The sequence below is a fragment of the Phyllobacterium calauticae genome (assembly GCF_019991125.1).
Taxonomy (GTDB): domain Bacteria; phylum Pseudomonadota; class Alphaproteobacteria; order Rhizobiales; family Rhizobiaceae; genus Phyllobacterium; species Phyllobacterium calauticae.
This window is the reverse complement of sequence record NZ_JAGENB010000003.1, coordinates 437,017-460,721: the sequence shown is the minus strand read 5'-3', so window position 1 is coordinate 460,721 and position 23,705 is coordinate 437,017. Positions and strand designations below refer to the sequence as shown.

Annotated in this window: 24 protein-coding genes; 17 read left to right on the top strand and 7 right to left on the bottom strand. The window is 58.7% G+C overall.

From position 1 onward, the window contains the following. Positions 1–247 precede the first annotated feature (247 nt). The 5 genes from ccmA to J1W56_RS14105 all read left to right on the top strand — a co-directional run bounded on the left by ccmA (position 248) and on the right by J1W56_RS14105 (position 3,146). Positions 248–859, top strand: a complete 612-nt coding sequence (gene ccmA, locus J1W56_RS14125) for a heme ABC exporter ATP-binding protein CcmA (RefSeq protein ID WP_223613905.1) — start codon at positions 248–250, stop codon at positions 857–859. Continuing rightward, on the top strand, positions 859–1,524 hold the full coding sequence (gene ccmB / locus J1W56_RS14120) for a heme exporter protein CcmB (RefSeq protein WP_223613904.1): 666 nt from the start codon (positions 859–861) through the stop codon (positions 1,522–1,524). Before ccmA ends, ccmB begins: the two co-directional genes overlap by 1 nt. Positions 1,525–1,615: 91 nt before the next feature. Then, the gene (locus J1W56_RS14115; RefSeq protein WP_223613903.1) at positions 1,616–2,380 is read left to right on the top strand and encodes a heme ABC transporter permease; all 765 of its coding nucleotides are present in this window, start codon (positions 1,616–1,618) and stop codon (positions 2,378–2,380) included. Positions 2,381–2,382: 2 nt separating this feature from the next. Further along, complete coding sequence (gene ccmD / locus J1W56_RS14110) at positions 2,383–2,553, top strand: heme exporter protein CcmD (protein ID WP_130271284.1); 171 nt, start codon at positions 2,383–2,385, stop codon at positions 2,551–2,553. After that, a complete protein-coding gene (locus J1W56_RS14105) occupies positions 2,550–3,146 on the top strand; it encodes a DsbE family thiol:disulfide interchange protein (RefSeq protein WP_223613902.1) in 597 nt (198 codons plus the stop codon). Before ccmD ends, J1W56_RS14105 begins: the two co-directional genes overlap by 4 nt. A 5-nt stretch (positions 3,147–3,151) precedes the next feature. Here the strand turns inward: J1W56_RS14105 and J1W56_RS14100 are convergent, their stop codons facing one another. The 6 genes from J1W56_RS14100 to J1W56_RS14075 all read right to left on the bottom strand — a co-directional run bounded on the left by J1W56_RS14100 (position 3,152) and on the right by J1W56_RS14075 (position 9,484). After that, positions 3,152–3,820: a septation protein A gene (locus tag J1W56_RS14100; RefSeq protein WP_223613901.1), complete on the bottom strand. Its 669-nt coding sequence runs from the start codon at positions 3,818–3,820 to the stop codon at positions 3,152–3,154. Then, positions 3,820–5,268, bottom strand: coding sequence for a signal recognition particle-docking protein FtsY (gene ftsY / locus J1W56_RS14095; RefSeq protein ID WP_223613900.1), 1,449 nt, complete (start codon positions 5,266–5,268; stop codon positions 3,820–3,822). The genes J1W56_RS14100 and ftsY overlap by 1 nt, the downstream gene beginning before the upstream one ends. A 23-nt stretch (positions 5,269–5,291) precedes the next feature. Next, entirely contained in the window at positions 5,292–6,575 is a 1,284-nt protein-coding gene (gene mtaB, locus J1W56_RS14090) for a tRNA (N(6)-L-threonylcarbamoyladenosine(37)-C(2))-methylthiotransferase MtaB (protein WP_223613899.1), read from the bottom strand. Beyond that, complete coding sequence (dapF, locus tag J1W56_RS14085; RefSeq protein WP_223614134.1) at positions 6,575–7,468, bottom strand: diaminopimelate epimerase; 894 nt, start codon at positions 7,466–7,468, stop codon at positions 6,575–6,577. The genes mtaB and dapF overlap by 1 nt, the downstream gene beginning before the upstream one ends. Positions 7,469–7,590: 122 nt before the next feature. Beyond that, positions 7,591–8,607 carry an NADP-dependent oxidoreductase gene (locus tag J1W56_RS14080; RefSeq protein ID WP_223613898.1) on the bottom strand — a complete coding sequence of 339 codons (1,017 nt, stop codon included), beginning with the start codon at positions 8,605–8,607 and terminating at the stop codon, positions 7,591–7,593. Between the two features lie 70 nt (positions 8,608–8,677). Next, entirely contained in the window at positions 8,678–9,484 is an 807-nt protein-coding gene (locus J1W56_RS14075; protein ID WP_223613897.1) for a siderophore-interacting protein, read from the bottom strand. A gap of 336 nt (positions 9,485–9,820) precedes the next feature. Between J1W56_RS14075 and J1W56_RS14070 the strand changes: the two genes are divergently transcribed. From J1W56_RS14070 to lpdA, 12 genes are all read left to right on the top strand, one after another. Continuing rightward, on the top strand, positions 9,821–10,372 hold the full coding sequence (locus J1W56_RS14070) for a protease inhibitor Inh/omp19 family protein (RefSeq protein ID WP_223614133.1): 552 nt from the start codon (positions 9,821–9,823) through the stop codon (positions 10,370–10,372). Positions 10,373–10,435: 63 nt separating this feature from the next. Further along, the gene (gene zapE, locus J1W56_RS14065; protein ID WP_223613896.1) at positions 10,436–11,617 is read left to right on the top strand and encodes a cell division protein ZapE; all 1,182 of its coding nucleotides are present in this window, start codon (positions 10,436–10,438) and stop codon (positions 11,615–11,617) included. A gap of 292 nt (positions 11,618–11,909) precedes the next feature. Next, a complete protein-coding gene (mdh, locus tag J1W56_RS14060; RefSeq protein ID WP_130271272.1) occupies positions 11,910–12,872 on the top strand; it encodes a malate dehydrogenase in 963 nt (320 codons plus the stop codon). A gap of 65 nt (positions 12,873–12,937) precedes the next feature. After that, positions 12,938–14,131: an ADP-forming succinate--CoA ligase subunit beta gene (gene sucC, locus J1W56_RS14055; protein WP_223613895.1), complete on the top strand. Its 1,194-nt coding sequence runs from the start codon at positions 12,938–12,940 to the stop codon at positions 14,129–14,131. Positions 14,132–14,142: 11 nt separating this feature from the next. Beyond that, on the top strand, positions 14,143–14,628 hold the full coding sequence (locus J1W56_RS14050) for a DUF1579 family protein (RefSeq protein ID WP_223613894.1): 486 nt from the start codon (positions 14,143–14,145) through the stop codon (positions 14,626–14,628). Positions 14,629–14,640: 12 nt separating this feature from the next. Beyond that, entirely contained in the window at positions 14,641–15,555 is a 915-nt protein-coding gene (gene sucD, locus J1W56_RS14045; RefSeq protein WP_105734202.1) for a succinate--CoA ligase subunit alpha, read from the top strand. A 182-nt stretch (positions 15,556–15,737) separates the two neighbouring features. After that, positions 15,738–18,740 carry a 2-oxoglutarate dehydrogenase E1 component gene (locus J1W56_RS14040; protein ID WP_223613893.1) on the top strand — a complete coding sequence of 1,001 codons (3,003 nt, stop codon included), beginning with the start codon at positions 15,738–15,740 and terminating at the stop codon, positions 18,738–18,740. Between the two features lie 47 nt (positions 18,741–18,787). Then, the gene (odhB, locus tag J1W56_RS14035) at positions 18,788–20,068 is read left to right on the top strand and encodes a 2-oxoglutarate dehydrogenase complex dihydrolipoyllysine-residue succinyltransferase (RefSeq protein ID WP_223613892.1); all 1,281 of its coding nucleotides are present in this window, start codon (positions 18,788–18,790) and stop codon (positions 20,066–20,068) included. A 119-nt stretch (positions 20,069–20,187) separates the two neighbouring features. Continuing rightward, complete coding sequence (locus tag J1W56_RS14030; protein WP_223613891.1) at positions 20,188–20,637, top strand: VOC family protein; 450 nt, start codon at positions 20,188–20,190, stop codon at positions 20,635–20,637. Positions 20,638–20,639: 2 nt separating this feature from the next. Continuing rightward, positions 20,640–21,290, top strand: a complete 651-nt coding sequence (locus tag J1W56_RS14025; RefSeq protein WP_223613890.1) for a LysE family translocator — start codon at positions 20,640–20,642, stop codon at positions 21,288–21,290. Between the two features lie 8 nt (positions 21,291–21,298). Continuing rightward, positions 21,299–21,829, top strand: coding sequence for a hypothetical protein (locus J1W56_RS14020; RefSeq protein WP_223613889.1), 531 nt, complete (start codon positions 21,299–21,301; stop codon positions 21,827–21,829). Between the two features lie 33 nt (positions 21,830–21,862). Beyond that, on the top strand, positions 21,863–23,269 hold the full coding sequence (gene lpdA, locus J1W56_RS14015; protein WP_223613888.1) for a dihydrolipoyl dehydrogenase: 1,407 nt from the start codon (positions 21,863–21,865) through the stop codon (positions 23,267–23,269). A gap of 68 nt (positions 23,270–23,337) precedes the next feature. On the opposite strand, the gene J1W56_RS14010 is transcribed toward lpdA, so the two are convergent. Beyond that, on the bottom strand, positions 23,338–23,583 hold the full coding sequence (locus J1W56_RS14010; protein WP_223613887.1) for a hypothetical protein: 246 nt from the start codon (positions 23,581–23,583) through the stop codon (positions 23,338–23,340). Positions 23,584–23,705: the final 122 nt, after the last annotated feature.

The following is a 23,705-nucleotide window of genomic DNA, read 5'->3' as shown; positions in this document are numbered from 1 at the left end:
TTTCAAGGACGCGCTAAGGTGCGGGTGCAGTCATTTCCGCTGTCCGTCCCGCTACAGGTCCGAAAAGGCGCCCGTATTGAAGATCGGCCAAAAATGGTTTCCATGCCGACCGCTGGCATGGTTGACTGCTATATAGAGATTTTCATCGATCTGTGCCAGACCGACATTCGTCAAAATTTGAGACTGCGTCGAAATGCACACGGGTCATTCCGGGCGGCACGTCGGGGTTAACAAGAGCGGGAACTTCATGCGGTTAGTCGCCGAAAATCTGGCAGGGGAGCGGGGCGGGGAGATTTTGTTTTCCGGGCTGAACTTTGCCGTCGCGGGTGGAGAGGCGCTGATGATTACGGGGCCGAACGGGGCCGGGAAATCAACGCTCCTGCGAATCATCGCCGGACTTCTGGACAAAGCCGAAGGCCGCATCCGGCTTGATGCCGCACCAGCCGGTTTCGACGGGCTTGTTTCGGCCTGCCATTATCTCGGTCACCTCAATGCCATGAAACCCGTCCTGAGCGTCGAAGAGAATCTGCGCTTCTGGCAGTCGTTCTGCGGCATCGGGAACCATACCGTTGGTGAAGCGCTGGACCGCGTGCAGCTCGGCGATATCGGCCATCTGCCGTTCGGCTATCTCTCCACTGGGCAAAAACGGCGTGCCAGTATCGCGCGGCTCCTGATCAGCCATCGCCCGGTCTGGCTTCTGGATGAACCGACGGCGGGCCTCGACAAAGGATCGGAGGATCAGTTTGCCCGCGTCATGCATGCGCATCTTTCCGGCGGCGGTATTGTCGTCGCCGCAACCCATCTGCCGCTGGGATTGGACGGGGCTCAGGAACTCGTGATGGGAAAGGGCGGTTTCTGATGCTTTCGCTGTTTCTCCGCGACACCCGATTGGGTCTGCGTGCCGGTGGAGGCGTGCTGATCGGGATACTGTTCTTTCTCGCCGTTATCGCCGTCGTGCCGTTCGGTGTCGGGCCGGATTTGAAGCTCCTTGCGCGAATCGGACCTGCGATGCTGTGGATCGGCGCCCTTCTGGCGACGCTGCTCGGTCTCGACCGGCTGTTTCAGGCCGACCGCGACGACGGATCTCTCGATCTGCTGATCATGGCTTCGGACCGGCACATATTGGCATTGACCGTGCTGGTGAAATGCCTGGCGCATTGGAGCACGTGTGTGCTGCCTCTGGTCATAGCTTCCCCTTTGCTCGGCCTGTTCATGAACATGGAGCCCGCAGCCATCGGCGCCACAACCCTGACCCTGCTCGTCGGCACACCGGCCATCGCGCTGATCGGCGCCGTCGGCGCCGCGGTTGCCGTCGCACTGCCGCGCGGCGGCCTGCTCGTGTCGGTGATCATCCTGCCTTTGACCATTCCCGTGCTGATCTTCGGCGTGTCGGCAGCCTACGGAGCAGTGGAAGACCCCGCGCCTTTTGTCGCGCCCTTTCTTATTCTCGTTGCAATTACACTGTTCTTTGCGGTCATTGGACCGCTGGCAGCCGCCGCAGCGTTGAAATCGTCGGCTGATTGACATGCGCCGCGCGACGCACGATCCTTTCGGGCTTGGGAGGATCATGTGATGGTGAATTGCGAAATAGAGCCCGGGAAGCTAAGAAATCGCCATGACTGAAGCTGTTTCAAAAGCCGGACGCTGGATCGATCTGGCCAACCCAACCCGGTTCATCAACTTTGCAGGGATCGTGCTGCCATGGCTTGTCGGGATCACATTGCTGGTTCTGGCTGCCGGATTGTGGATGTCCTTCCAGGCGCCCGATGACTATCAGCAGGGTTCGACCGTCAAGATCATGTTCATCCATGTGCCTTTCGCATGGCTGTCGATGATGTGCTACACGGTCATGAGCATTTCAGCCATCGGAACGTTGGTCTGGCGCCACCCGCTGGCGGATGTCTCCGCCAAGGCAGCAGCACCCATAGGCGCTGCTTTCACGGCTCTCGCGCTCATTACCGGCTCGTTGTGGGGCAAACCCATGTGGGGCACCTGGTGGGTGTGGGACGCACGGCTGACTTCGGTTTTCGTGCTGTTCCTGATGTATCTCGGCATCATTGCGCTGACCCGGGCGATGGACGATGCGGCAAAATCCTCCAAGGCGACGGCTATCCTGACGCTGGTCGGTTTCATCAACATTCCGATCATCAAGTTCTCCGTCGACTGGTGGAACACACTGCATCAGCCCGCATCGGTTATCCGCATGGGAGGACCCACCATTCATCCTTCATTGCTCTGGCCGCTTCTGGTGATGGCCGTTGGCTTCACGCTCCTGTTCTTCACCCTGCACATCATGGCCATGCGCAATGAGATCTGGCGCAGGCGGGTTGTCGCCATGCGCCGTATCGCGGCACGCAGTGCGGAACGGAGGGGAGTGTAATCATGACCCATACGGCTTTTGTCCTCGCGTCCTACGGCGTGTCCATAGCTGTCCTCGTGGCGCTCGTCGGCTGGATACTGATCGATCAGCGCACGCAGCGTCTCGCGCTGCAGGAGCTGGAAACCCGTGGCGTACGCCGCCGCTCTGAGGCGCGAACGGATAACGCATCGTGAGCGGACCGGATATCAAAGGACAGGCTCCACACCGGCGCTTCTCGCTGTTTGCGTTCCTGCCCCTGCTGCTCTTTGTGGTTCTGGCCGGTATCTTTGCCTTTCAGCTGGCGCTCGGGCGGGACGAAAGTGTCATCCCCTCGGCATTGATCGGTAAGCCCGCCCCGAACCTGACCCTTCCGCCTCTGGCAGGGTTGACCAAGGGCGGGCAACCGGTTCCGGGTATGGAACCCGCCGCCTTCAAGGGCCAGCTGACACTGGTCAACGTCTTCGGCTCGTGGTGTGTGCCATGCCGTGCGGAACATCCGCTGCTGATGCAGCTCGCCAAGGACAAGCGGTTTCGCATCGCCGGTCTCAACTACAAGGACAAGGACGAAAACGCGCTGAAATTCCTGGGTGAGCTTGGCAATCCGTTCGACATGATCGGTGTTGATGCGAGCGGCAGGGCCGGGATCGAATGGGGCGTCTATGGCGTGCCGGAAACTTTCCTTGTCGGTCGCGACGGCACCATTCTCTACAAGCACGTCGGACCTTTCAGCGAGGCATCGATCCGCGATGATCTGATGCCTGCTGTCGAAAAGGCGCTGAAGCCTTAGAGCGGCTATTTTTCCTTGCCTTGCGTACCTTTGCCGGCCAAGGGTTCAAGCGAGTGTTTCATCACCAGCGGCATTTGCGCGAAGGTGAAAAGCAAGGTGATGGGCATGGTGCCCCAGACCTTGAAAGCAACCCAGAAATCCGTCGAGAAGCTGCGCCAGACCACCTCGTTCAACACGGCCAGGAACAGGAAGAATATGCCCCAGCGCAGCGTGAGCTTGCGCCAGCCTTCGGCATTGAGCTTGAAAGCGCTGTCGAAAACATAGCCGAGAAGCGATTTGCCGAAGTAGAGGCCGCCCAGCAGGATCACCCCGAACAGGGCATTGATGATGGTCGGCTTTATCTTGATGAAATTTTCGTCGTGCAGCCAAAGTGTCAGCGAACCAAACACCAGAACCACGATGCCTGAAACCAGCGGCATGATCGGCAGGCTGCGGATCAATATCCAAGACACGGCCAGCGCCAGTACGGTTGCGACCATGAACAGCGCGGTGGCGATGAAAATCGGCCCGCCGATGTTGGCCAGCACGGGAAAGCGCTCGATCAGCCATTCGCCGCGGGAATTGGCGAAGAAGAAGACCATCAACGGTCCAAGTTCCAGCACCAGCTTCAGAAGCGGTGTAACTTCCTTGCGCTTGGGATCGGATGGATCCCGTTCAAATACGGATTGGTCCATCATGCAACTCCCGCGATGGCTTTGGCAAAATCTTTGGCGGCAAAGGGCTCGAGATCATCGACCTGCTCGCCCACGCCGATGAAATAAACCGGCAATTTGTGCCTGGCTGAAATAGCAACGAGGATGCCGCCGCGTGCCGTGCCGTCGAGCTTGGTCATGACGAGACCGTTGACGCCGGCGACATTCTTGAAAATCTCGACCTGATTGAGGGCATTCTGGCCGGTGGTGGCATCCAGTGTCTGCAGCACGGTATGCGGAGCATCGGGATCGTTCTTGCCGAGGACGCGGACAATCTTGGCAAGCTCGTCCATCAGCTCGGTCCGGTTCTGCAGGCGTCCGGCTGTATCGATGATCAGGACGTCGCTTCCGGCCTCCTTTGCCTGTTTCCAGGCATCATATGCAAGCCCGGCCGCATCGGCACCGAGCTTCGACGAAACCACCGGTGCGCCGGTGCGCTTGCCCCAGATATGCAATTGCTCGATCGCCGCAGCGCGGAATGTATCGCCGGCCGCCAGCATGACGCTGAGACCGCCGGCAGTGAGTTTAGCTGCGAGCTTGCCGATGGTCGTGGTCTTGCCGGTGCCGTTGACGCCGACAACCAGAATGACATGCGGTTTGTGCGAAAGGTCGAGTTCCAGCGGCTTGGCAACCGGCCCGAGCACCTTTTCGATCTCAGTCGCCATAATGGTGCGGACTTCCTCCGAACTGATATCCTTGCCGTAACGCGTGGCGCTCAGGGAACCGGTAATGCGGATGGCGGTTTCCATGCCGAGATCGGCTTGAATCAGCACATCTTCGAGATCCTGCAGCGTGTCTTCGTCGAGCTTGCGACGGGTAAAGATGCCGCCGATGGAATCGCCCAGCTGCTGGGATGAGCGGGCCAGGCCCTTGCGCAGCCGCTCGAACCAGGTAAGGCGTTTCTCCGGCTCGGCGGTAACCTGCTCTTCGGCTTTCTTCTCCTCTACGGTCCTGGTGACTGTTACCTTTGACGAGGCCGGCTTGGGCGCCACAACCGGCTCCACCGGTGCAGGCATGTCGATAATGGGTTCCGGCACATGCACGGGGGGTGTCAGCGCTTCTGTCAGCGTCTGTTCAAACGGTTCTTCCGAGGCATTGAATGGAATGGGCAGCTCTTCCTCGACCGGTAAGATAACTGGTTCGGGCTCGGCCAACGCCGTTTCCCGGATAACTGGGGTTATGACTGGTTCGGGTTCGGGCGCGACCGGTTGCGGCAGCTCTGCAACGGGCACCGGCTCAACCAGCTCGGCCTCGACAGGTTCCGCCTCGGCTGGAACGGGCAGGGCTTCCTGTGCCGTCGTGTCCTCATAAACCTGTTCGGTGGTCGGTTGAACGGGCGCCTCGAGCGCGGGGACAGGTACTTCGGCCGGAACCTCGTCGACTTCCTTCTTGCCGAATGAAAATATCTTTTTGATAAAACCCAGAGCCATGAATGCTGCTTTGCTCGTTGTGATTACGCTGCGTGCCGGTTGCTGTCTGCGGCCAGCAGCCTGTCGCCGTCATGCCCGCTGATCGGCCGTTCAATGATTTCGCCGGGTGCCCCGCCGTTCAGCCCGACGAGGGTAAACCCTTCGGTGCGGCCAAGGCCCTCGCGTTCGACGAGTATGCGCTGGTTCGTGCCGACAAGACGGTCGAGATGGGAGCGGTAAGCCGCGTTACCCGCCGCCCGCAGCCGGGCAGCGCGGGTTTTGACGATCTGCCGGTTCACCTGCGGCATGCGCGCTGCCGGCGTGCCTTCGCGCGGGCTGAACGGGAAGACATGCAGATGGGTCAGCCCGCATTCCTCGACAATCCCGATGGAGTTTTCAAACATCTCATCGGTCTCGGTGGGGAAGCCGGCAATGATATCGGCACCGAACACAATATCGGGGCGGATCTTACGGACGTTTTCGCAGAACTCGATGGAGTTCTCGCGCAGATGGCGGCGTTTCATCCGCTTCAGGATCATGTTGTCGCCCGACTGCAGCGACAGATGCAGGTGCGGCATCAGCCGGCTTTCCGTCGCCAGTGCCTCCATCAGATCATCATCCGCTTCGATGGAATCAATAGAGGAGAGGCGCAGACGCTTCAGATCAGGCACTTGGCCGAGAACGGTCTTGACGAGCTTGCCGAGGCGCAAGGAGCCCGGCAGATCGGGTCCATAGCTGGTCATGTCGACGCCGGTGAGGACCACTTCGTTATAGCCGTTGCCAACGAGCCGTTTGACCTGTTCGATCACGCCGCCCATCGGTACGGAGCGGGAATTGCCGCGGCCATAGGGGATGATGCAGAACGTGCAGCGATGATCGCAGCCGTTCTGTACCTGTACAAAGGCCCGTGCCCGTCCCTCGATGGCATCGACCATGTGGGATGCGGTTTCACGCACCTCCATGATGTCGTTGACGCGCACCTTCTCGAACTGGTTGACACCGAAATCGGGCAGCATGCGGTACGAATTGGATTTCAGTTTTTCCTCGTTGCCGAGAACGAGATCAACCTCATCCATGGCGGCAAATTCGTCAGCCCCGGTCTGGGCGGCGCAGCCGGTGACAATGATGCGGGCCTGCGGATTGTCGCGGCGTGCCTTGCGGATTGCCTGCCGCGCCTGCCGCACGGCCTCGCTGGTCACGGCGCAGGTATTGAAGATGATCGCACCGTTTTCCAGTGTGCCGAGCCCGGCAGCGTCGGCCTCACGCTTCATCACCTCGGATTCGTAAGTGTTGAGGCGGCAGCCAAACGTGACGACATCCACAGCCATCAGGCAGCCCCCTGCGATGGTGTTGTCTCGTCCCGCTGCCATTGACCGGTCTGCGGATCAAACGAGCCGGAAAATTCCCATTCGGCGGGTCCGGTCATCATGACATGATCATTGTCCAGCCATTCAATCACCAGCGGACCACCGGGAACGGTCACCGTCACGGTTCGTTCGGTGCGGCCTGTGCGGGCACCGGACACGGCCGCTGCGCAGGCGGCCGAACCGCAGGCCCGGGTCAGCCCGGCGCCGCGCTCCCAGGTGCGCAGGGTCATGGCATTGCGGCTGGTCACGTGGGCAATCGAAATGTTGGCGCGTTCGGGGAAAATCGGGTGATTTTCGAGCAGCGGGCCAAAGCGCTCGAGATCGTAGGTCCAGACATCCTGCTCGACCCAGAAGATCGCGTGTGGGTTGCCCATGCTCGCGACGGAGGGGGAGTGCAGGACAGGCGCATCAATCGGTCCGATCTGCAATTCGATCTGGCGTGTGTCGTGGAAGGCTTCAGCCAGTGGGATTTCCTGCCAGCCGAAACGGGGCTTGCCCATATCGACGGAAATCATGCCGTCGGCATGTTCATGGGCGGTCAATATTCCGGCGATGGTTTCGAAGGTGAATTCCCGTTTGCCGGTTTCGGCAGCAAGAGCCTGCACGACACAGCGCATGCCGTTGCCGCAGGCCTGTGCCTGAGTGCCGTCGGAGTTGATGATCTCGATATAGGCTTCCGTACCCTGGGTGCGCGGCGTATGGATTGCCATGATCTGATCGAACTTGGTGGCTGGATCGCCATTGAGTGCAATGGCCGCCCCTGGCGCAACATGATCCGCACGGCCGCGCATGTCGGCAACGATTATCTCGTTGCCAAGCCCGTTCATCTTTGCAAATTGCGCGCGCACTGCCATGCTTCTGTCAGCCTGTATAGTCATTCCGATGTCGATAGAGGGCTTATATGGCGGAAAAGGTGAAGAATTGCCAGTGCCAGCCGTATCAAAGCTGTGTCACCGGCATTCAATCCTATCCGGCGTCAGGCGACCCGGATCACCAGCTTGCCGAAATTATGCCCTTTCAGCAGCCCCATGAAAGCTTCCGGAGCGTTGGCGAGCCCATCGACAATATCCTCGCGGTACTTGACTTCGCCGGTACGCAACCAGCCGCTCATGGTTTCAAGGAAGACCGGACGCTGATCGATGAATTCACGCTGGATGAAGCCGCGCACGGTCAGGCTCTTCTTCAGGATGTCGCGCATGAGCGCCGGCAGGCGATCCTTGCCGGAAAGATCGAGACCGTCATATTGTGCGATCAGGCCGCAGACCGGCACACGCGCGAAGGTGTTGAGCAGCGGGAAAACTGCGTCCCAGACCGCGCCGCCGACATTTTCAAAGTAAACATCGATACCGGACGGACAGGCCTGTTGCAGCTGTTCGGCAAAATCGGGTGCGCGGTGGTCAATTGCAACATCGAACCCCAGTTCGTCGCGGACGAATGCACATTTGTCTGCGCCGCCGGCAATACCGACAGCCCGTGCACCCTTGATTCGGGCGATTTGGCCGACCGTCGATCCCACCGGCCCGCTGGCCGCGGCGACAACCACGGTTTCGCCCGGCTTGGGCTGGCCGATAGTCAGGAGTCCCGCATAGGCGGTAAAACCCGGCATGCCGAGAATGCCGACAGCCGTTGACAGCGGCGCGGCATTCGGATCGAGCTTGCGCAGACCGGCACCATCGGAGAGGGCATAGCTCTGCCAGCCGGAATGGGAGAGAACAATATCACCGGATTTGTAGCCGGGATGTTTACTCTCGATCACCTCCGCAACGGTTCCGCCTTCCATGACCGCGTCAACGGCAACCGGGGCAGCATAGGACTCAGCATCGTCCATGCGGCCGCGCATATAGGGATCGAGCGACAGAAACAGAATTTTGAGCAGAACCTCACCGTCGCCAGGTACGGAAACCGGTACGGTTTCGACCCGGAAATTGTCCGGCTTTACCGGTCCTTGCGGTCTGGATGCGAGGACGATACGCGTGTTTTGCGGCTGAGACATGTTCTTGATCCTTATGGGGAGGGCGTAAACCCTACCCCAGCGCCGTCAGCCCGGCAACGCAAAGATGATGTCAATGGGGCTCGTGCGCGTCCGCCACGCCGCGCAACCAGTAACCGGCCGCTTTCACCCATTCGCCGTTGAAGCCGCGCTGCTCGACCAGATGGGTGCGGATGGATTTGGATATGCTGCTTTCGCAGGCGATGAAAGCGTAGCAATCACCCTCGGGCAAGGTCAGGCTTTCAATCGTTCGCAGCAACAGGTCATTGTTGCCGGCTTCCGCACCGTTGCGGTGAACCCAGACAATCCCGGCCTTGGCGCTGGACTTGAGCTCCTGTTCTTCGGCTTTGTCCTCAACCTCGATTACCGCGACGACGCGGGCCGTGGCCGGCAGTTCTTCGAGTCGGCGCCCGATGGCGGGGAGGGCCGTTTCATCGCCAGCCAGAAAATACCAGTCATAGGCATCGGGAATGATCATCGAGCCGCGTGGTCCGCCAATGACAATCTGCTGACCGGGCTTAGCCTGTGCTGCCCATGTGGATGCGGGGCCGTCGCCATGCAGCACGAAATCGACATCAAGGGTGTTGGACGCTGCATGATAGTTGCGCGGTGTGTAGTCCCGCATTTCCGGACGCGGCGTGTCTTCCGGAAAACTGATGCCATCGGGGCCGAGAACGGGAACAATCGGCCCGCTTCCGGCAGGCGGAAAGAAAATCTTGATGTGATCGCCATAACCGGCGCTGACAAAACCTTCCAGCTGGTCGCCGGCAAGGGTGACGCGCACCATGCGCGGTGTCAGATGTTTGACGTCCTGCACATCGAGGAGGCGCAGGCGGGTTTCGTGGCGAATTCGTTGAGGTGTTTTATTTATGAGTGTCATGCTCAAGAAATATCCTTGCCGTTGACGGACTTCAATGGGGCGCCTCACACATTTCCGTCATTACCGCGTATCGCCATCATAAGACTTTATTCACCTTAAAATGGTTGACTTGCGCAAGGTTATGGCTTCCAGCCAAACGGGAACGGCTCTGGATAGTGTGGCGATATTGCCAGTTCAGGGAGTTTTCGATGCTTCTGCCGCGGCGGCAGGCCGGAAACAGGCTTGTTTTGCCGCCTGGCGGGTTGAAATTTCGCCGCGATATCCTTTGTATCGTGGGTAACAATGCCAAGTCGAATCGCATTTTTTCTGTTGGATGCGTAGATGGAGAGTAAGACTATGGGGACTTTGAACGTCAATTTGCTGGCCGTTGCCGCTGTCGGCATGGTTCTGGCAGGCTGCCAGAGTACGCGCTTTGACAATGATGGTATGGACCGCGTTACGCCCCGGCCTGCGCCCTTGCAGTCTGCGCCGTCCGGATCCGTGACCCAGAGCCAATTGCCGCCACCCGGCGGAGCCAATCAGTTTCCGACCGCACCAACGACCGGTAGCGGTGCTGCACCTGCTTCCCAGGGTACGCAAGTCGCGTCGCTTCCGCCGGCAAACGCTCCTGACGTCACCGCCGGCAGTGTTGCCGGTGTCTGGAACGCCTCATTGGCCGGTCAGTCCTGCAAGATCGCTACGCCGCAGACCAAGTTCGGTCAGGGTTATCGCGCCGGTCCATTGCGTTGCCCGGGTGAACTGGCAAATCTTTCGTCCTGGGCCGTGAGCGGCAAGCAGCTCACCCTTTACGATGCAGCAGGCGGCACGGTTGCCCGGCTTTACTCTTCAGGGTCTTCGCGCTTTGATGGCCAGACCTCCGGTGGGCAGAATCTGAGCCTGTCACGTTAAGCCTGAAATGGGAGTGTGCAGCGCGAATTCAGCTGCTGCACACATCCGGAGACTGCAGCCCGCATGTCGCACGATAATCTGAAAGTGTTTCCCTCCGTGCGCGAGCGCTACGATTCGCTGGTACAGGCGGGGGATATTGCTGTCGATCCGGCACAGGAGCAGCTGGCGGATCGTTTCGACCGGCTGATACGCGAGCTTGCGACAAAGCGGCTTGCCACCAAGTCCAGTGCGCTGGGCTGGCTGTTCAGCCGCCGCTCGCCGCGGCATGAAGTGATCAAAGGTCTCTATATCTTTGGCGAGGTCGGGCGCGGCAAGACCATGTTGATGGACATGTTTCATCAGCTTGTCCCGGCCAAGCGCAAGCGCCGGGCACATTTTCTCGATTTCATGGCCGATGTGCACGAGCGCATCAATGCGCATCGCAAAGCGCACAAGAACGGTGAGACGAAGCAGGACGATCCGATCCCGCCCGTTGCCGATGCCCTGGCGGAGCAGGCTTGGGTTCTGTGTTTCGATGAGTTCACCGTCACAGATATCGCCGATGCGATGATCCTGTCGCGCTTGTTCAGGGCATTGTTCGAGCGCGGTGTCGTTCTCATTGCCACATCCAACGTGGAACCGGACAATCTCTATCGGGATGGTCTCAACCGCCAGCTGTTCCTGCCGTTCATCGACCTGCTCAAGACCCATGTCGATGTGGTCAATCTGGATGCCCGCACGGATTACCGGCTGGAGAAGCTCAACCGCATGCCGGTTTACCTCGCGCCTTTGTCCGGCGATACAAAGCAGAAAATGGATGAAGCCTGGCATACGGCAACCGAAGGTGCCGCCGTTTCAGAAGACCATTTCAAAGTCAAAGGCCACAATGTGGTGGTGCCGCGGGCAGCACGGCATGCCGCGCGTTTCGGCTTTGCCGATCTCTGCTCGAAGCCTTTGGGCGCATTGGACTATGCGGCCATCATTTCGCGCTACCAGACCATCTTCATCGATGAAGTGCCGATTCTCGATTATGCCAGACGCAACGAGGCCAAGCGTTTCATTATCCTGATCGATATTTTGTACGATCACCATGTGCATGTGGTGATTTCCGCGGCGGCTTCACCGGACAAGCTTTATGAAGCCAAGCGGGGTACCGAAGCTTTCGAATTTGACCGCACCGCATCCCGGCTTTTTGAAATGCAGAGCGAGGAGTACCTGGCTGAAGCAGCGCAGGCGCAGGAAATGCCGATATCCTCGGAAGCCTGAATGGCTATCAAATGACTGTGATACGGGTCGCCCTTATTTCATCATTTTGATATGTTGCCTATGTTAGACAATGCCAGAAAAACCTTCCCCAAGCTAAATTCAATTGACGTTTACGTAAATCCCATCAAATCTAAACGATTGAATTTATTGAGGGGAAAATTTTTGGTTGAGTTATTTTTGAAAGAGGAATATTCGAACGTCCCAACGCAAAGGCGCATGATCGCGGGCTCTGCCCGACGTCGTCGATGTCCTTTGGCGTCCGTCCAGACTTCAGATCAGGGAAGTAACCAGCATGGCACGTAACAAAATCGCCCTCATCGGTTCAGGCATGATCGGTGGCACATTGGCACATTTGATCGGGCTCAAGGAGCTCGGTGACATCGTGCTCTTCGACATCGCAGAAGGCATTCCTCAGGGCAAAGGGCTCGATATTGCCCAGTCGTCACCGGTTGACGATTTTGACGCCAAGCTCGTCGGCGCCAATGATTATTCGGCGATCGAGGGTTCGGATGTGGTCATCGTGACCGCCGGCGTACCGCGCAAGCCCGGCATGAGCCGTGACGATCTGCTCGGCATCAACCTCAAGGTCATGGAACAGGTTGGCGCGGGCATCAAGAAGTATGCGCCCAACGCCTTCGTAATCTGCATCACCAACCCGCTCGACGCGATGGTCTGGGCATTGCAGAAATTCTCCGGCCTGCCGAAGAACATGGTCGTCGGCATGGCCGGCGTTCTCGACAGCGCCCGCTTCCGCTATTTCCTCGCTGATGAATTCAAGGTTTCGGTGGAAGATGTCACCGCCTTCGTTCTCGGCGGCCATGGCGATTCGATGGTGCCGCTTGCCCGCTACTCGACCGTTGCCGGCATTCCGCTGCCGGACCTCGTCAAGATGGGCTGGACCAGCCAGGAAAAGCTTGATCAGATCATTCAGCGCACCCGTGACGGCGGCGCGGAAATCGTTGGCCTGCTGAAGACCGGTTCGGCCTTCTATGCCCCGGCTTCTTCGGCGATCCAGATGGCTGAAGCCTTCCTCAAGGACAAGAAGCGCGTCCTGCCTGTCGCAGCGCACCTCTCCGGCCAGTACGGCGTCAAGGACATGTATGTCGGCGTGCCTGTCATCATCGGTGCCGGCGGCGTCGAACGCATCATCGAAATCGATCTCAACAAGACCGAAGAAAAGGCGTTCGAAAACTCGGTGGCCTCTGTCGCCGGTCTTTGCGAAGCCTGCATCGCCATCGCGCCGAACCTCAAGTAATTCGGCCTGAACGTTCTGAAACGATCCCGTGCACGCACCGGATTTTTCGTAGAGGAAGTTAACTGATGAATATTCACGAATATCAGGCCAAGCGCCTGCTCCACTCCTTCGGTGCGCCGATTGCCAATGGCGTTGCCGTCTATTCCGTCGAGCAGGCGGAAGAGTGGGCGAAGACGCTGCCCGGTCCGCTTTATGTGGTGAAAAGCCAGATTCATGCGGGCGGCCGCGGCAAGGGCAAGTTCAAGGAACTCGGCCCCGATGCGAAGGGCGGCGTCCGCCTTTCCAGGTCGGTCGAAGAAGTTGTTGCCAATGCCAAGGAAATGCTCGGCAACACGCTCGTGACCAAGCAGACCGGCCCGGCCGGCAAGCAGGTCAACCGCCTCTACATCGAAGACGGTGCGGACATTGATCGCGAGCTCTATCTGTCGATCCTCGTCGACCGCACCGTCGGCCGTCCGGCTTTCGTGGTATCCACGGAAGGCGGCATGGATATCGAAGCTGTCGCGCACGACACACCGGAAAAGATCATCACCGTGGCGATCGATCCCGAAAAGGGCGTGACCGCAGATGATGTAAAGAAGATCAACGATGCTTACGGCCTGACCGGCGAAGCCAGGACCGACGGTGAATCGCTGTTCCCGATCCTGTACAAGGCTTTCACCGAGAAGGACATGAGCCTGCTCGAGGTCAACCCGCTGATCGTCATGACCAATGGTCGTCTGCGCGTCCTCGACGCCAAGGTTTCCTTCGACGGCAATGCGCTGTTCCGTCATCCTGACGTGGTCGAGCTGCGTGACACCACGGAAGAAGACGCCAAGGAAATCGAGGCTTCCAAGTATGACCTTGCTTATGTTGCTCTCGACGGCAACATCGGCTGCATGGTCAATGGTGCCGGTCTTGCCATGGCAACGATGGACATCATCAAGCTCTATGGTGCAGAGCCTGCGAACTTCCTCGACGTTGGCGGCGGCGCCAGCAAGGAGAAGGTGACGGCCGCATTCAAGATCATCACGGCCGATCCTGCGGTTGAAGGCATCCTGATCAACATTTTCGGCGGCATCATGAAATGCGATGTGATTGCCGAGGGTGTGATTGCCGCGGTCAAGGAAGTGGGCCTGAAGGTTCCGCTGGTTGTCCGTCTTGAAGGCACCAATGCCGAGCTCGGCAAGAAGATCATCAATGAAAGCGGCCTCAATGTCGTTTCCGCCGATGATCTCGATGACGCCGCTCAGAAGATCGTCAAGGCAGTCAAGGGCTAAAGAGCACGCCGATGACCACCCCATCGCCCCTTCGACCGGAGCATCAACGCTTTCAGGCCCTTCTGGGTTCGTTTGAAGGCGAAGAGCAGGTTTCGGCGACGCCCTGGACACGTGCCGGGGCGGCCAAGGGATATCTTTCCGCCGAGACCGATCTCGGCGGATTGTTTCTGAACCAGACCTATCGTCAGGTTCGCGATGGCCAGACGACATTCGAAGCCCGGAACATTTTCGGCTTCGATGTCAATGACGGCACCTATAAGCTGTATCAGTTCGATACCGTCGGCTTTGTCCCGCCCGCTCCGGCGACGGGGACTTGGTCCGGCGACGAACTGGTTCTGGAAAAGTCGTCACCGCGCGGCAGGGCCCGCAGCCGCTATCAATTCGAAGATCAAGACCGGTTCCGGTTGCGTGTGGAATTTGCACCGGCCGGAAGCGACATCTGGCAGGACGTTGTCAGCGGTGTTTACCGCCGCATCGTGCCTGTCGATCACCAATAGAAAAGGTCTCGTATGTCCATTCTCGTCAACAAAGACACCAAGGTTCTCGTGCAGGGCCTGACCGGCAAGACCGGAACATTCCACACCGAACAGGCTCTGGCCTACTACGGTACCCAGATGGTTGGTGGTATCCACCCGAAAAAGGGCGGCGAGACCTGGGAAGGCAAGTTGCCGACCGGTGCCGGTGCCCAGCTGCCGATCTTTGCGTCGGTTGCCGAAGGCAAGGATCGCACCGGTGCCAACGCCTCGGTCATCTATGTGCCGCCGGCAGGTGCTGCCGAAGCCATCATCGAAGCGATCGATGCGGAAATCCCGCTGATCATCTGCATCACCGAAGGCATTCCGGTCATCGACATGGTTCGCGTCAAGGCCCGCCTCGAGCGTTCCGCCTCACGCCTGATCGGCCCGAACTGCCCTGGTGTCCTTACCCCGGAAGAATGCAAGATCGGCATCATGCCGGGCAATATCTTCCAGAAGGGTTCGGTGGGTGTTGTATCGCGCTCCGGCACACTTACCTATGAGGCAGTGTTCCAGACAACGAATGAAGGCCTTGGCCAGACAACCGCAGTCGGTATCGGCGGCGATCCTGTAAAGGGCACCGAGTTCATCGACATCCTGGAAATGTTCCTGGCTGACGAAGCCACCAAGTCGATCATCATGATCGGCGAGATCGGCGGCTCGGCCGAGGAAGACGCAGCCCAGTTCATCGCGGATGAAGCCAAGCGCGGCCGCAAGAAGCCGATGGCCGGTTTCATTGCCGGGCGTACGGCTCCTCCCGGACGCACCATGGGCCATGCCGGCGCGGTTATCTCCGGCGGCAAGGGCGGTGCGGAAGACAAGATCGCAGCCATGGAAGCGGCTGGCATTCGTGTTTCGCCATCGCCGGCACAGCTCGGCAAGACATTGGTTGAAGTCCTCAAGGGCTAAAACCCAAGCGGGCGGATTTCCGCCTGCAGCAAAGACCAAGACGGATCGGGGCGGCTGTTCGCCCTGATCAATTCAGGGGGATTTCCCGGCAAGGGCCGGAAACCTCAACCCAGAGTGTTCCGGGGCACGATCTCCTGGACGCTCTCATCAAGGGAGACGGAGCGGGTGCTCCGGTCACACACATGGCACGTCAAGAACAGGCCAACGACATTTTCGCGCTCACATCATTTCTCTATGGTGGCAATGCTCACTATATCGAGGAGCTGCACGCGCAGTATGAGCAGGACCCGGGTTCGGTTGGTCCCGAGTGGCAGGAATTCTTTGCCAATCTCAATGACAGCAAGGCCGATGTCATCAAGAACGCGCAGGGCGCGTCCTGGGAGAAGCCGAACTGGCCGATTGCCGGCAACGGCGAACTGGTTTCGGCGCTTGACGGCAACTGGGGTGAAGTCGAAAAGCACATCACCGACAAGCTGAAGGCAAAGTCGGCCAACGGCGCGGCTGCACCTGTTGCCAAGGCTGCTTCCGATGCGGACATCATTCACGCCGCCCGCGACTCGGTGCGCGCCATCATGATGATCCGCGCCTATCGCATGCGCGGCCACCTGCATGCCAAACTTGATCCGCTGGGCCTGGCCGAGGTCAAGGAAGATTACAACGAGCTTTCGCCCGAGAGCTACGGTTTCTCGCCGGCCGACTATGACCGCAAGATCTTCATCGACAATGTGCTGGGGCTCGAATATGCGACGATCCCGCAGATGCTCGACATCCTGCAGCGCACCTATTGCTCGACCATCGGCGTCGAGTTCATGCACATTTCCGATCCCGTGGAAAAGTCATGGATTCAGGAACGCATCGAAGGCCCGGACAAGGGCGTCGCATTCACGCCCGAAGGCAAGAAGGCCATCCTTTCCAAGCTGGTCGAGGCTGAAGGTTTCGAACAGTTCATCGACGTCAAGTACAAGGGCACGAAGCGTTTCGGCCTTGATGGCGGCGAATCGCTGATTCCGGCCCTCGAACAGATCGTCAAGCGTGGCGGATCGATGGGCCTCAAGGAAATCGTTCTCGGCATGGCGCATCGTGGCCGCCTGAACGTGCTCAGCCAGTTCATGGCCAAGCCCCACCGCGCCATTTTCCATGAATTCAAGGGCGGCTCCTATACGCCTGACGATGTCGAAGGTTCGGGCGACGTGAAGTACCATCTGGGTGCGTCGTCGGACCGCGAATTCGATGGTAACAAGGTGCATTTGTCGCTGACCGCAAATCCATCGCACCTCGAAATCGTCAATCCGGTTGTCATGGGCAAGGCGCGTGCCAAGCAGGATCTCCTTGCCGGCCGCGAACGTGATGACATGGTGCCTTTGTCCGAGCGCGCCAAGATCATGCCGCTGCTGCTGCATGGTGATGCTGCCTTTGCCGGCCAGGGTGTGGTTGCGGAATGTCTTGGCCTTTCCGGCCTGCGCGGGCACCGCGTTGCCGGTACGGTGCATTTCATCATCAACAACCAGATCGGCTTCACCACCAATCCGCGCCTGTCGCGTTCCTCGCCCTATCCGTCCGATGTGGCGAAGATGATCGAGGCGCCGATTTTCCACGTGAATGGCGATGATCCGGAAGCCGTGGTCTACGTGGCAAAGATTGCTACGGAGTATCGCATGACGTTCCACAAGCCCGTGGTCATAGACATGTTCTGCTACCGCCGCTTCGGCCACAATGAGGGCGACGAGCCTGCGTTCACGCAGCCGCTGATGTACAAGACGATCCGCGGCCAGAAGACCACCGTACAGCTCTATTCGCAGAAGCTGATCGATGAAGGTCTGGTCAATCCGGCGGAAGTCGATGCCATGCGTTCCGCTTGGCGCGAAAAGCTCGAACAGGAATTCGAAGCCGGACAACACTACAAGCCCAACAAGGCCGACTGGCTGGATGGCGCCTGGAGCGGTCTGCGCACGGCCGACAATGCCGACGAGCAGCGCCGCGGCAAGACCGGGCTCCCGTTGAAGACAGTCAAGGAAATCGGCAAGAAACTGTCCGAGGTTCCCGGCGGTTTCAATGTGCACCGGACGATCCAGCGTTTCCAGGACAACCGCGCCAAGATGATCGAGTCGGGCGAAGGGTTCGACTGGGCAATGGCCGAGGCTCTTGCCTTTGGCTCGCTGGTTATCGAAGGCCACCCGATCCGCCTTTCCGGCCAGGATGTGGAACGCGGTACGTTCAGCCAACGTCATTCGGTTCTCTATGATCAGGAAACCGAGCAGCGCTACATCCCGCTCAACAACCTGCAGAAGGGTCAGGCCATCTACGAAGTCATCAATTCGATGCTTTCGGAAGAGGCCGTGCTTGGTTTCGAATACGGCTATTCGCTGTCCGATCCGCGCGCACTGACCCTGTGGGAAGCCCAGTTCGGCGATTTCGCCAACGGTGCGCAGGTGGTGTTCGATCAGTTCATCTCCTCGGGTGAGCGCAAGTGGCTGCGCATGTCCGGTCTCGTCTGCCTGCTGCCACATGGCTACGAAGGCCAGGGTCCGGAACATTCGTCGGCCCGCCTCGAGCGTTATCTGCAGCTCTGTGCGGAAGACAATATGCAGGTGGCGAACTGCACCACGCCTGCCAATTACTTCCACATCCTGCGCCGCCAGATGAAGCGTGACTTCCGCAAGCCGCTGATCCTGATGACGCCGAAGTCGCTGCTGCGCCACAAGCGTGCCGTGTCTTCCATCAGCGATTTCACCGGCGATTCTTCGTTCCACCGTCTGCTGTGGGACGATGCGCAGCTGCTGAAGGATCAGCCGATCAAGCTGCAGAAGGACTCCAAGATCCGCCGTGTCGTGCTCTGCTCGGGCAAGGTCTACTACGACCTCTACGAAGAACGCGAAAAGCGCGGCATCGATGATGTCTACCTGCTGCGCGTGGAACAGCTGTATCCGTTCCCGGCCAAGGCGCTGATCACGGAACTGTCCCGCTTCCGCAATGCGGAGATGGTCTGGTGTCAGGAAGAACCCAAGAACATGGGTGCCTGGGCCTTCATCGACCCCTATCTGGAATGGGTTCTGGCGCATATCGATGCCAAGCATCAGCGTGTCCGCTATACCGGACGTCCTGCCGCTGCATCGCCTGCAACGGGCCTCATGTCCAAACACCTTGCACAGCTCGAAGCATTCCTTGAAGATGCCCTCGGCGCCTAAACCACAACAAACAGAAGTCATCTGAAGATCAACGGAAGAGCAAGATCATGGCAACCGAAATCCGCGTCCCAACGCTGGGCGAATCCGTTTCCGAAGCAACCATTGGCAAATGGTTCAAGAAAGTCGGCGATGCGATTGCCGTCGACGAGCCTTTGGTGGAACTCGAGACCGATAAGGTAACAATCGAAGTTCCGGCCTCCGCTGCCGGTTCCCTCGAGGAAATCACCGCCAAGGAAGGCGATACGGTCGAAGTTGGCGCCTTGCTCGGCATGATTGGCGGCGCCGGTGCCGCTTCTGTGAAAAAGGAAGAGGCCAAGCCCGAAGCCATCGCCCAGGCATCGGGTGCCGCCGGTGCGTCGTCAACGGCAGAAGCCGAGGACAAGGCTGCTCAGGTTGCCGGCAACACGCCGATCACGGAACGCAAGGAGAGCGAGATGCCCGCGTCCCCCGCAGCATCAAAGCTGCTGGCGGAAAAGGGCGTTTCGGTCTCGCAGGTCGAGGGTTCGGGCAAGCGCGGCCAGGTTCTCAAGGGCGATGTCCTTGATGCTGTCGCCAAGGGCATTGCCGCACAGCCTGCCGCTGCTCCGGCCCCGCAGGCAGCGCGTCCCGCCTCTTCGGCTGATGACGCATCGCGCGAAGAACGCGTGAAAATGACCCGCCTGCGCCAGACCATTGCGCGCCGCCTCAAGGATGCCCAGAGCACGGCAGCGATGCTGACCACTTACAATGAAGTGGACATGTCGGCCGTGATGGACCTTCGTAACCGCTACAAGGAAATCTTCGAGAAGAAGCACGGCGTCAAGCTCGGCTTCATGGGTTTCTTCACCAAGGCGGTCACCCACGCACTGAAGGAAATCCCGGCGGTCAATGCCGAGATCGATGGCACTGACATCATCTACAAGAACTTTGCCCATGTCGGCGTTGCCGTTGGTACCGACAAGGGCCTCGTCGTGCCGGTCGTGCGCAATGCCGACCAGATGTCGATTGCGGAAATCGAGAAGGACATCGGCCGTCTCGGCAGAGCTGCCCGCGATGGCGCGCTGTCCATGGCCGATATGCAGGGCGGTACGTTCACGATTTCCAATGGCGGCGTCTACGGTTCGCTGATGTCTTCGCCGATCCTCAATGCGCCGCAGTCCGGCATTCTCGGCATGCACAAGATCCAGGATCGTCCGGTTGTCGTTGGCGGCCAGATCGTTATCCGTCCGATGATGTATCTTGCCCTCAGCTACGATCATCGCATCGTTGACGGCAAGGAAGCCGTGACCTTCCTCGTGCGGGTCAAGGAAAGCCTGGAAGATCCGGAACGCCTGGTTCTCGACCTGTAAGATTGCGAAGAGCGGCCTTGCCGGCAAAGCGAGGCCGTTTTTGCAGTGTGGTGAATTGCACCGGATTGACTTAGTCTTGCGGCCCAATCACAAAATGACGTGATGAAAGGCGATTCAAAATGGCTTTTGCACCGAATTTCCCACCTGTCGAACCCCATATCTGCGTGAAAGGCGGCCTCGAAGCGATCGCCTTCTACGAAAAGGCCTTTGGTGCCGAAAATACCTTCAAGCAGCTGGCCGAGGATGGCAAACGCGTGCTGCATGCCAATCTGTCGCTGTTTGGCGGCTCGATCATGCTGCACGACGAATTCCCCGAGTACAAAAACCCGGACGGTGAGAACGATGTCATGTCGCCGGTCACCCGCGGCGGGGCGAGCATTGCGCTGAACCTCAATCTCGCAAGGCCCGCCGATGTCGATGCGGCGGTGAACCGTGCGGTGGCGGCTGGTGCGGCACTGATCATGCCCGTCGAGGATACGTTCTGGAATGCCCGCTATGGCCGTATTCGTGATCCCTTCGGTCATGTCTGGGCTTTCAACGCCGCGCTTGAAGCGCCTGCCGGAGAATAGGCATGTCACATTACATGTATGAGTTCCTCGGCCTGATGGCCGTCTTCTCGATCATGATCGTCTCGCCGGGTGCTGACTTTGCCATTGTTGTGCGGCAGAGCATCGTGCATGGCCGCCGCAGTGCAATCATGACCAGCTTCGGCATCGGCGCCTCTTTGCTCTTCCATATCAGCTATACCATTCTTGGCCTTGGCCTCCTGGTGTCCAAATCGCTGTTTCTCTTCGGCATGCTGAAATGGGCCGGCGCTGCCTATCTCTTTTATCTGGGTATCAAGGCTCTGCGCGCTCCCGGCATGGAAGCATCTGGGGAAGCACCTGGAGATATCGTCGATGACACCTTGGAAAAGAATATTTCCGACTGGCGTTGCTTTCTCATGGGATTTGTCACCAATGCGCTCAATCCCAAGCCGGTTCTTTTCTTCCTGTCGCTTTTTTCAGCTCTGGTCAGCCATGAAACCCCGGCGCTGGTGCAGGCAACCTATGGCCTGTTCATGGCAACCGCGCTGATTGCCTGGTTTGTTGCCGTATCGACGTTCTTCACCATGCAATCCGTACGGGATCGCTTTGTTGCGTGGGGACGCTGGTTCAACCGCGTGACCGGTGTGGTTTTCATCGGCCTCGGTATCAAGCTTGCAACGCAGCAGGCGAGCTAGGAATACCGATGACCGCGTTGCTTCGCCTCCGTCCCGCAAAAAGTGTCGCCCTGCTTGCAGCACTCAGCATCATCCTGTCGTCGCCAGCTTTCGCGGCGTGTTTGCAGGACCATGCGGTCTATACGGATCGGGACGATGATTACACGCTGACCTTCAAAAGCGTTCCCGACGATGGCGCGGCGGTCACCTCCGATGAATTCACGATTAAGATGAATGACAGCGATCTGAAGATGGATGGTGTTGTCATGTGGAACATGGATGGCGGTAGGCCCAATGCCACCATCAGATACAAATGCCCGGCGGGCGATGCGACAGGTGCAGAGCTGCAACAATGCACTGTCTGGAAAGGCGTGGTTTATGCCTTGAAGGAAGGTGCTGATGCCGAGCTCCTGCCAAAGGCCAAGGAGCCTTCGGCCCAGGCACTGCTCTTGCCGGATTTTTCCGGCGCCATGAGCAGCTTCAATTTCAAACTTGAAAAACCCTTGGAGGCTTTCCCGTGGGAAGTCTTCCGTTTCAAAGAATGCGTGCCCGAACAATAGTTTCGCGTTGCGTCAGAACAGAAGGATTGAATCATGTCATATGACGTCGTCATCATCGGAACAGGCCCTGGCGGCTATGTCTGTGCGATCAAGGCTGCACAGCTCGGCCTGAAGACCGCGGTGATCGAAAAGCGCGATACATTTGGCGGCACCTGCCTCAATATCGGTTGCATTCCCTCCAAGGCATTGCTGCATGCTTCGGAAGTCTTCCATGAGGCTGGCCACACCCATGCAAAACTGGGCGTCGAGGTTGGCACGCCAAAGCTCAACTTGAAGGCGATGCTTGCCCATAAGGACGCAACGGTTGAGTCCAATGTCAGCGGCGTGGCCTTCCTGTTCAAAAAGAACAAGATCGACACTTTCAAGGGAACCGGCAAGGTTGTGGCAGCCGGTAAGGTGTCCGTCACCGGCGACGATGGTAAGGTGCAGGAAATCGAGGCGAAGAACATTGTCATCGCCACCGGTTCCGATGTCGCCGGCATTCCGGGTGTCGATGTCAAGTTCGATGAAAAAATCATTGTATCTTCGACCGGCGCACTGGATTTCGACAAGGTTCCGGAAAATCTGATTGTTGTTGGCGGCGGCGTCATCGGGCTTGAGCTGGGCTCGGTCTGGGCACGCCTCGGCGCCAAGGTTACCGTTGTCGAATATCTCGACAAGATTCTTGGACCGATGGATGGTGAAGTATCGCGCCAGTTCCAGCGCATGCTGGAGAAACAGGGAATCGCATTCAAGCTTGGCGCCAAGGTGACGGGCGTCGAAAAGTCCGGCAAGGGAGCCAAGGTAACGTTCGAGCCGGTCAAGGGCGGTGAAGCCCAGACCATTGCGGCTGATGCCGTTCTCGTATCCACCGGTCGCCGCCCCTACACGGACGGTCTCGGGCTCAAGGAAGCAGGTGTTGCCGTTGATGATCGCGGACGGGTGGCAATCAATGACCATTGGCAGACCAACGTCGCGGGTATCTACGCGATCGGCGACGTCGTCCAGGGCCCGATGCTGGCACACAAGGCCGAAGACGAAGGCATTGCCGTTGCCGAGATTCTGGCCGGACAGGCGGGACATGTGAATTTCGATGCCATTCCGAGTGTCGTCTATACGCAACCGGAAGTGGCTTCGGTCGGAAAAACCGAAGAAGAGTTGAAGGCAGCCGGCATCGAGTACAAGGCCGGAAAGTTTCCGTTCACAGCCAATGGCCGTGCCCGCGCCATGCTGCAGACTGATGGCTTTGTCAAAATCCTCGCGGACAAGGCGAGCGATCGTGTGCTCGGCGTTCACATTGTCGGTTTTGGCGCCGGCGAGATGATCCACGAAGCAACGGTCCTGATGGAATTTGGCGGTTCGTCAGAGGATCTGGCACGGACAACCCATGCCCATCCGACAATGTCCGAAGCCGTCCGCGAAGCTGCCCTGGCAACCTTCGCCAAGCCAATTCATATGTAATCTCCAAGCACGAAATGAGAAAAAGGCCCGAAATTTCGGGCCTTTTTGGTTTCCAAAGGACTTTGGAACTAATTGTTGCTTGGGGCCGAATTGGCGGGAGCGGGCGCTGCAGGTGCAGGTGCCTGCGTTGTTGGTGCTGCCGGTTCCGGGCCATCCATGGTCGAACTGTTGTTCAGATAATAATAACCGCCGATAATCAGCGCTGCGATCAGAATACCTGCGATCAGAAAGCCGCTGCCGCCTGAGGGAGCCGCGTTGGGCTCATGATCGGACTGCGTATCCACTGGACGCCGCAAATTAGGATCATAGGTCATCATGTCCTCCGTCACACTCTTTGCATTCAGAATAATAAACGGCTCAGAACAGCCTAGGTTCCGAAATCGCCCGTCATCTGGCTGACCAGGCTTATATAAGGGCTTGGAATCACTCTGCCAGA

Bases quoted from the DNA above. Each gene is read 5' to 3' on its own strand.
- zapE (WP_223613896.1), top strand. From the start codon at position 10,436: ATGTCGCACGATAATCTGAAAGTGTTTCCCTCCGTGCGCGAGCGCTAC.
- lpdA (WP_223613888.1), top strand. From the start codon at position 21,863: ATGTCATATGACGTCGTCATCATCGGAACAGGCCCTGGCGGCTATGTC.
- sucD (WP_105734202.1), top strand. From the start codon at position 14,641: ATGTCCATTCTCGTCAACAAAGACACCAAGGTTCTCGTGCAGGGCCTG.
- mdh (WP_130271272.1), top strand. From the start codon at position 11,910: ATGGCACGTAACAAAATCGCCCTCATCGGTTCAGGCATGATCGGTGGC.
- ccmD (WP_130271284.1), top strand. From the start codon at position 2,383: ATGACCCATACGGCTTTTGTCCTCGCGTCCTACGGCGTGTCCATAGCT.
- J1W56_RS14080 (WP_223613898.1), bottom strand. From the start codon at position 8,607: ATGTCTCAGCCGCAAAACACGCGTATCGTCCTCGCATCCAGACCGCAA.
- J1W56_RS14070 (WP_223614133.1), top strand. From the start codon at position 9,821: ATGGGGACTTTGAACGTCAATTTGCTGGCCGTTGCCGCTGTCGGCATG.
- odhB (WP_223613892.1), top strand. From the start codon at position 18,788: ATGGCAACCGAAATCCGCGTCCCAACGCTGGGCGAATCCGTTTCCGAA.
- J1W56_RS14115 (WP_223613903.1), top strand. From the start codon at position 1,616: ATGACTGAAGCTGTTTCAAAAGCCGGACGCTGGATCGATCTGGCCAAC.
- J1W56_RS14040 (WP_223613893.1), top strand. From the start codon at position 15,738: ATGGCACGTCAAGAACAGGCCAACGACATTTTCGCGCTCACATCATTT.
- dapF (WP_223614134.1), bottom strand. From the start codon at position 7,468: ATGGCAGTGCGCGCGCAATTTGCAAAGATGAACGGGCTTGGCAACGAG.
- J1W56_RS14030 (WP_223613891.1), top strand. From the start codon at position 20,188: ATGGCTTTTGCACCGAATTTCCCACCTGTCGAACCCCATATCTGCGTG.
- mtaB (WP_223613899.1), bottom strand. From the start codon at position 6,575: ATGGCTGTGGATGTCGTCACGTTTGGCTGCCGCCTCAACACTTACGAA.
- J1W56_RS14025 (WP_223613890.1), top strand. From the start codon at position 20,640: ATGTCACATTACATGTATGAGTTCCTCGGCCTGATGGCCGTCTTCTCG.
- J1W56_RS14075 (WP_223613897.1), bottom strand. From the start codon at position 9,484: ATGACACTCATAAATAAAACACCTCAACGAATTCGCCACGAAACCCGC.
- J1W56_RS14010 (WP_223613887.1), bottom strand. From the start codon at position 23,583: ATGACCTATGATCCTAATTTGCGGCGTCCAGTGGATACGCAGTCCGAT.
- ccmA (WP_223613905.1), top strand. From the start codon at position 248: ATGCGGTTAGTCGCCGAAAATCTGGCAGGGGAGCGGGGCGGGGAGATT.
- J1W56_RS14050 (WP_223613894.1), top strand. From the start codon at position 14,143: ATGACCACCCCATCGCCCCTTCGACCGGAGCATCAACGCTTTCAGGCC.
- ftsY (WP_223613900.1), bottom strand. From the start codon at position 5,268: ATGGCTCTGGGTTTTATCAAAAAGATATTTTCATTCGGCAAGAAGGAA.
- ccmB (WP_223613904.1), top strand. From the start codon at position 859: ATGCTTTCGCTGTTTCTCCGCGACACCCGATTGGGTCTGCGTGCCGGT.
- J1W56_RS14020 (WP_223613889.1), top strand. From the start codon at position 21,299: ATGACCGCGTTGCTTCGCCTCCGTCCCGCAAAAAGTGTCGCCCTGCTT.
- J1W56_RS14100 (WP_223613901.1), bottom strand. From the start codon at position 3,820: ATGGACCAATCCGTATTTGAACGGGATCCATCCGATCCCAAGCGCAAG.
- sucC (WP_223613895.1), top strand. From the start codon at position 12,938: ATGAATATTCACGAATATCAGGCCAAGCGCCTGCTCCACTCCTTCGGT.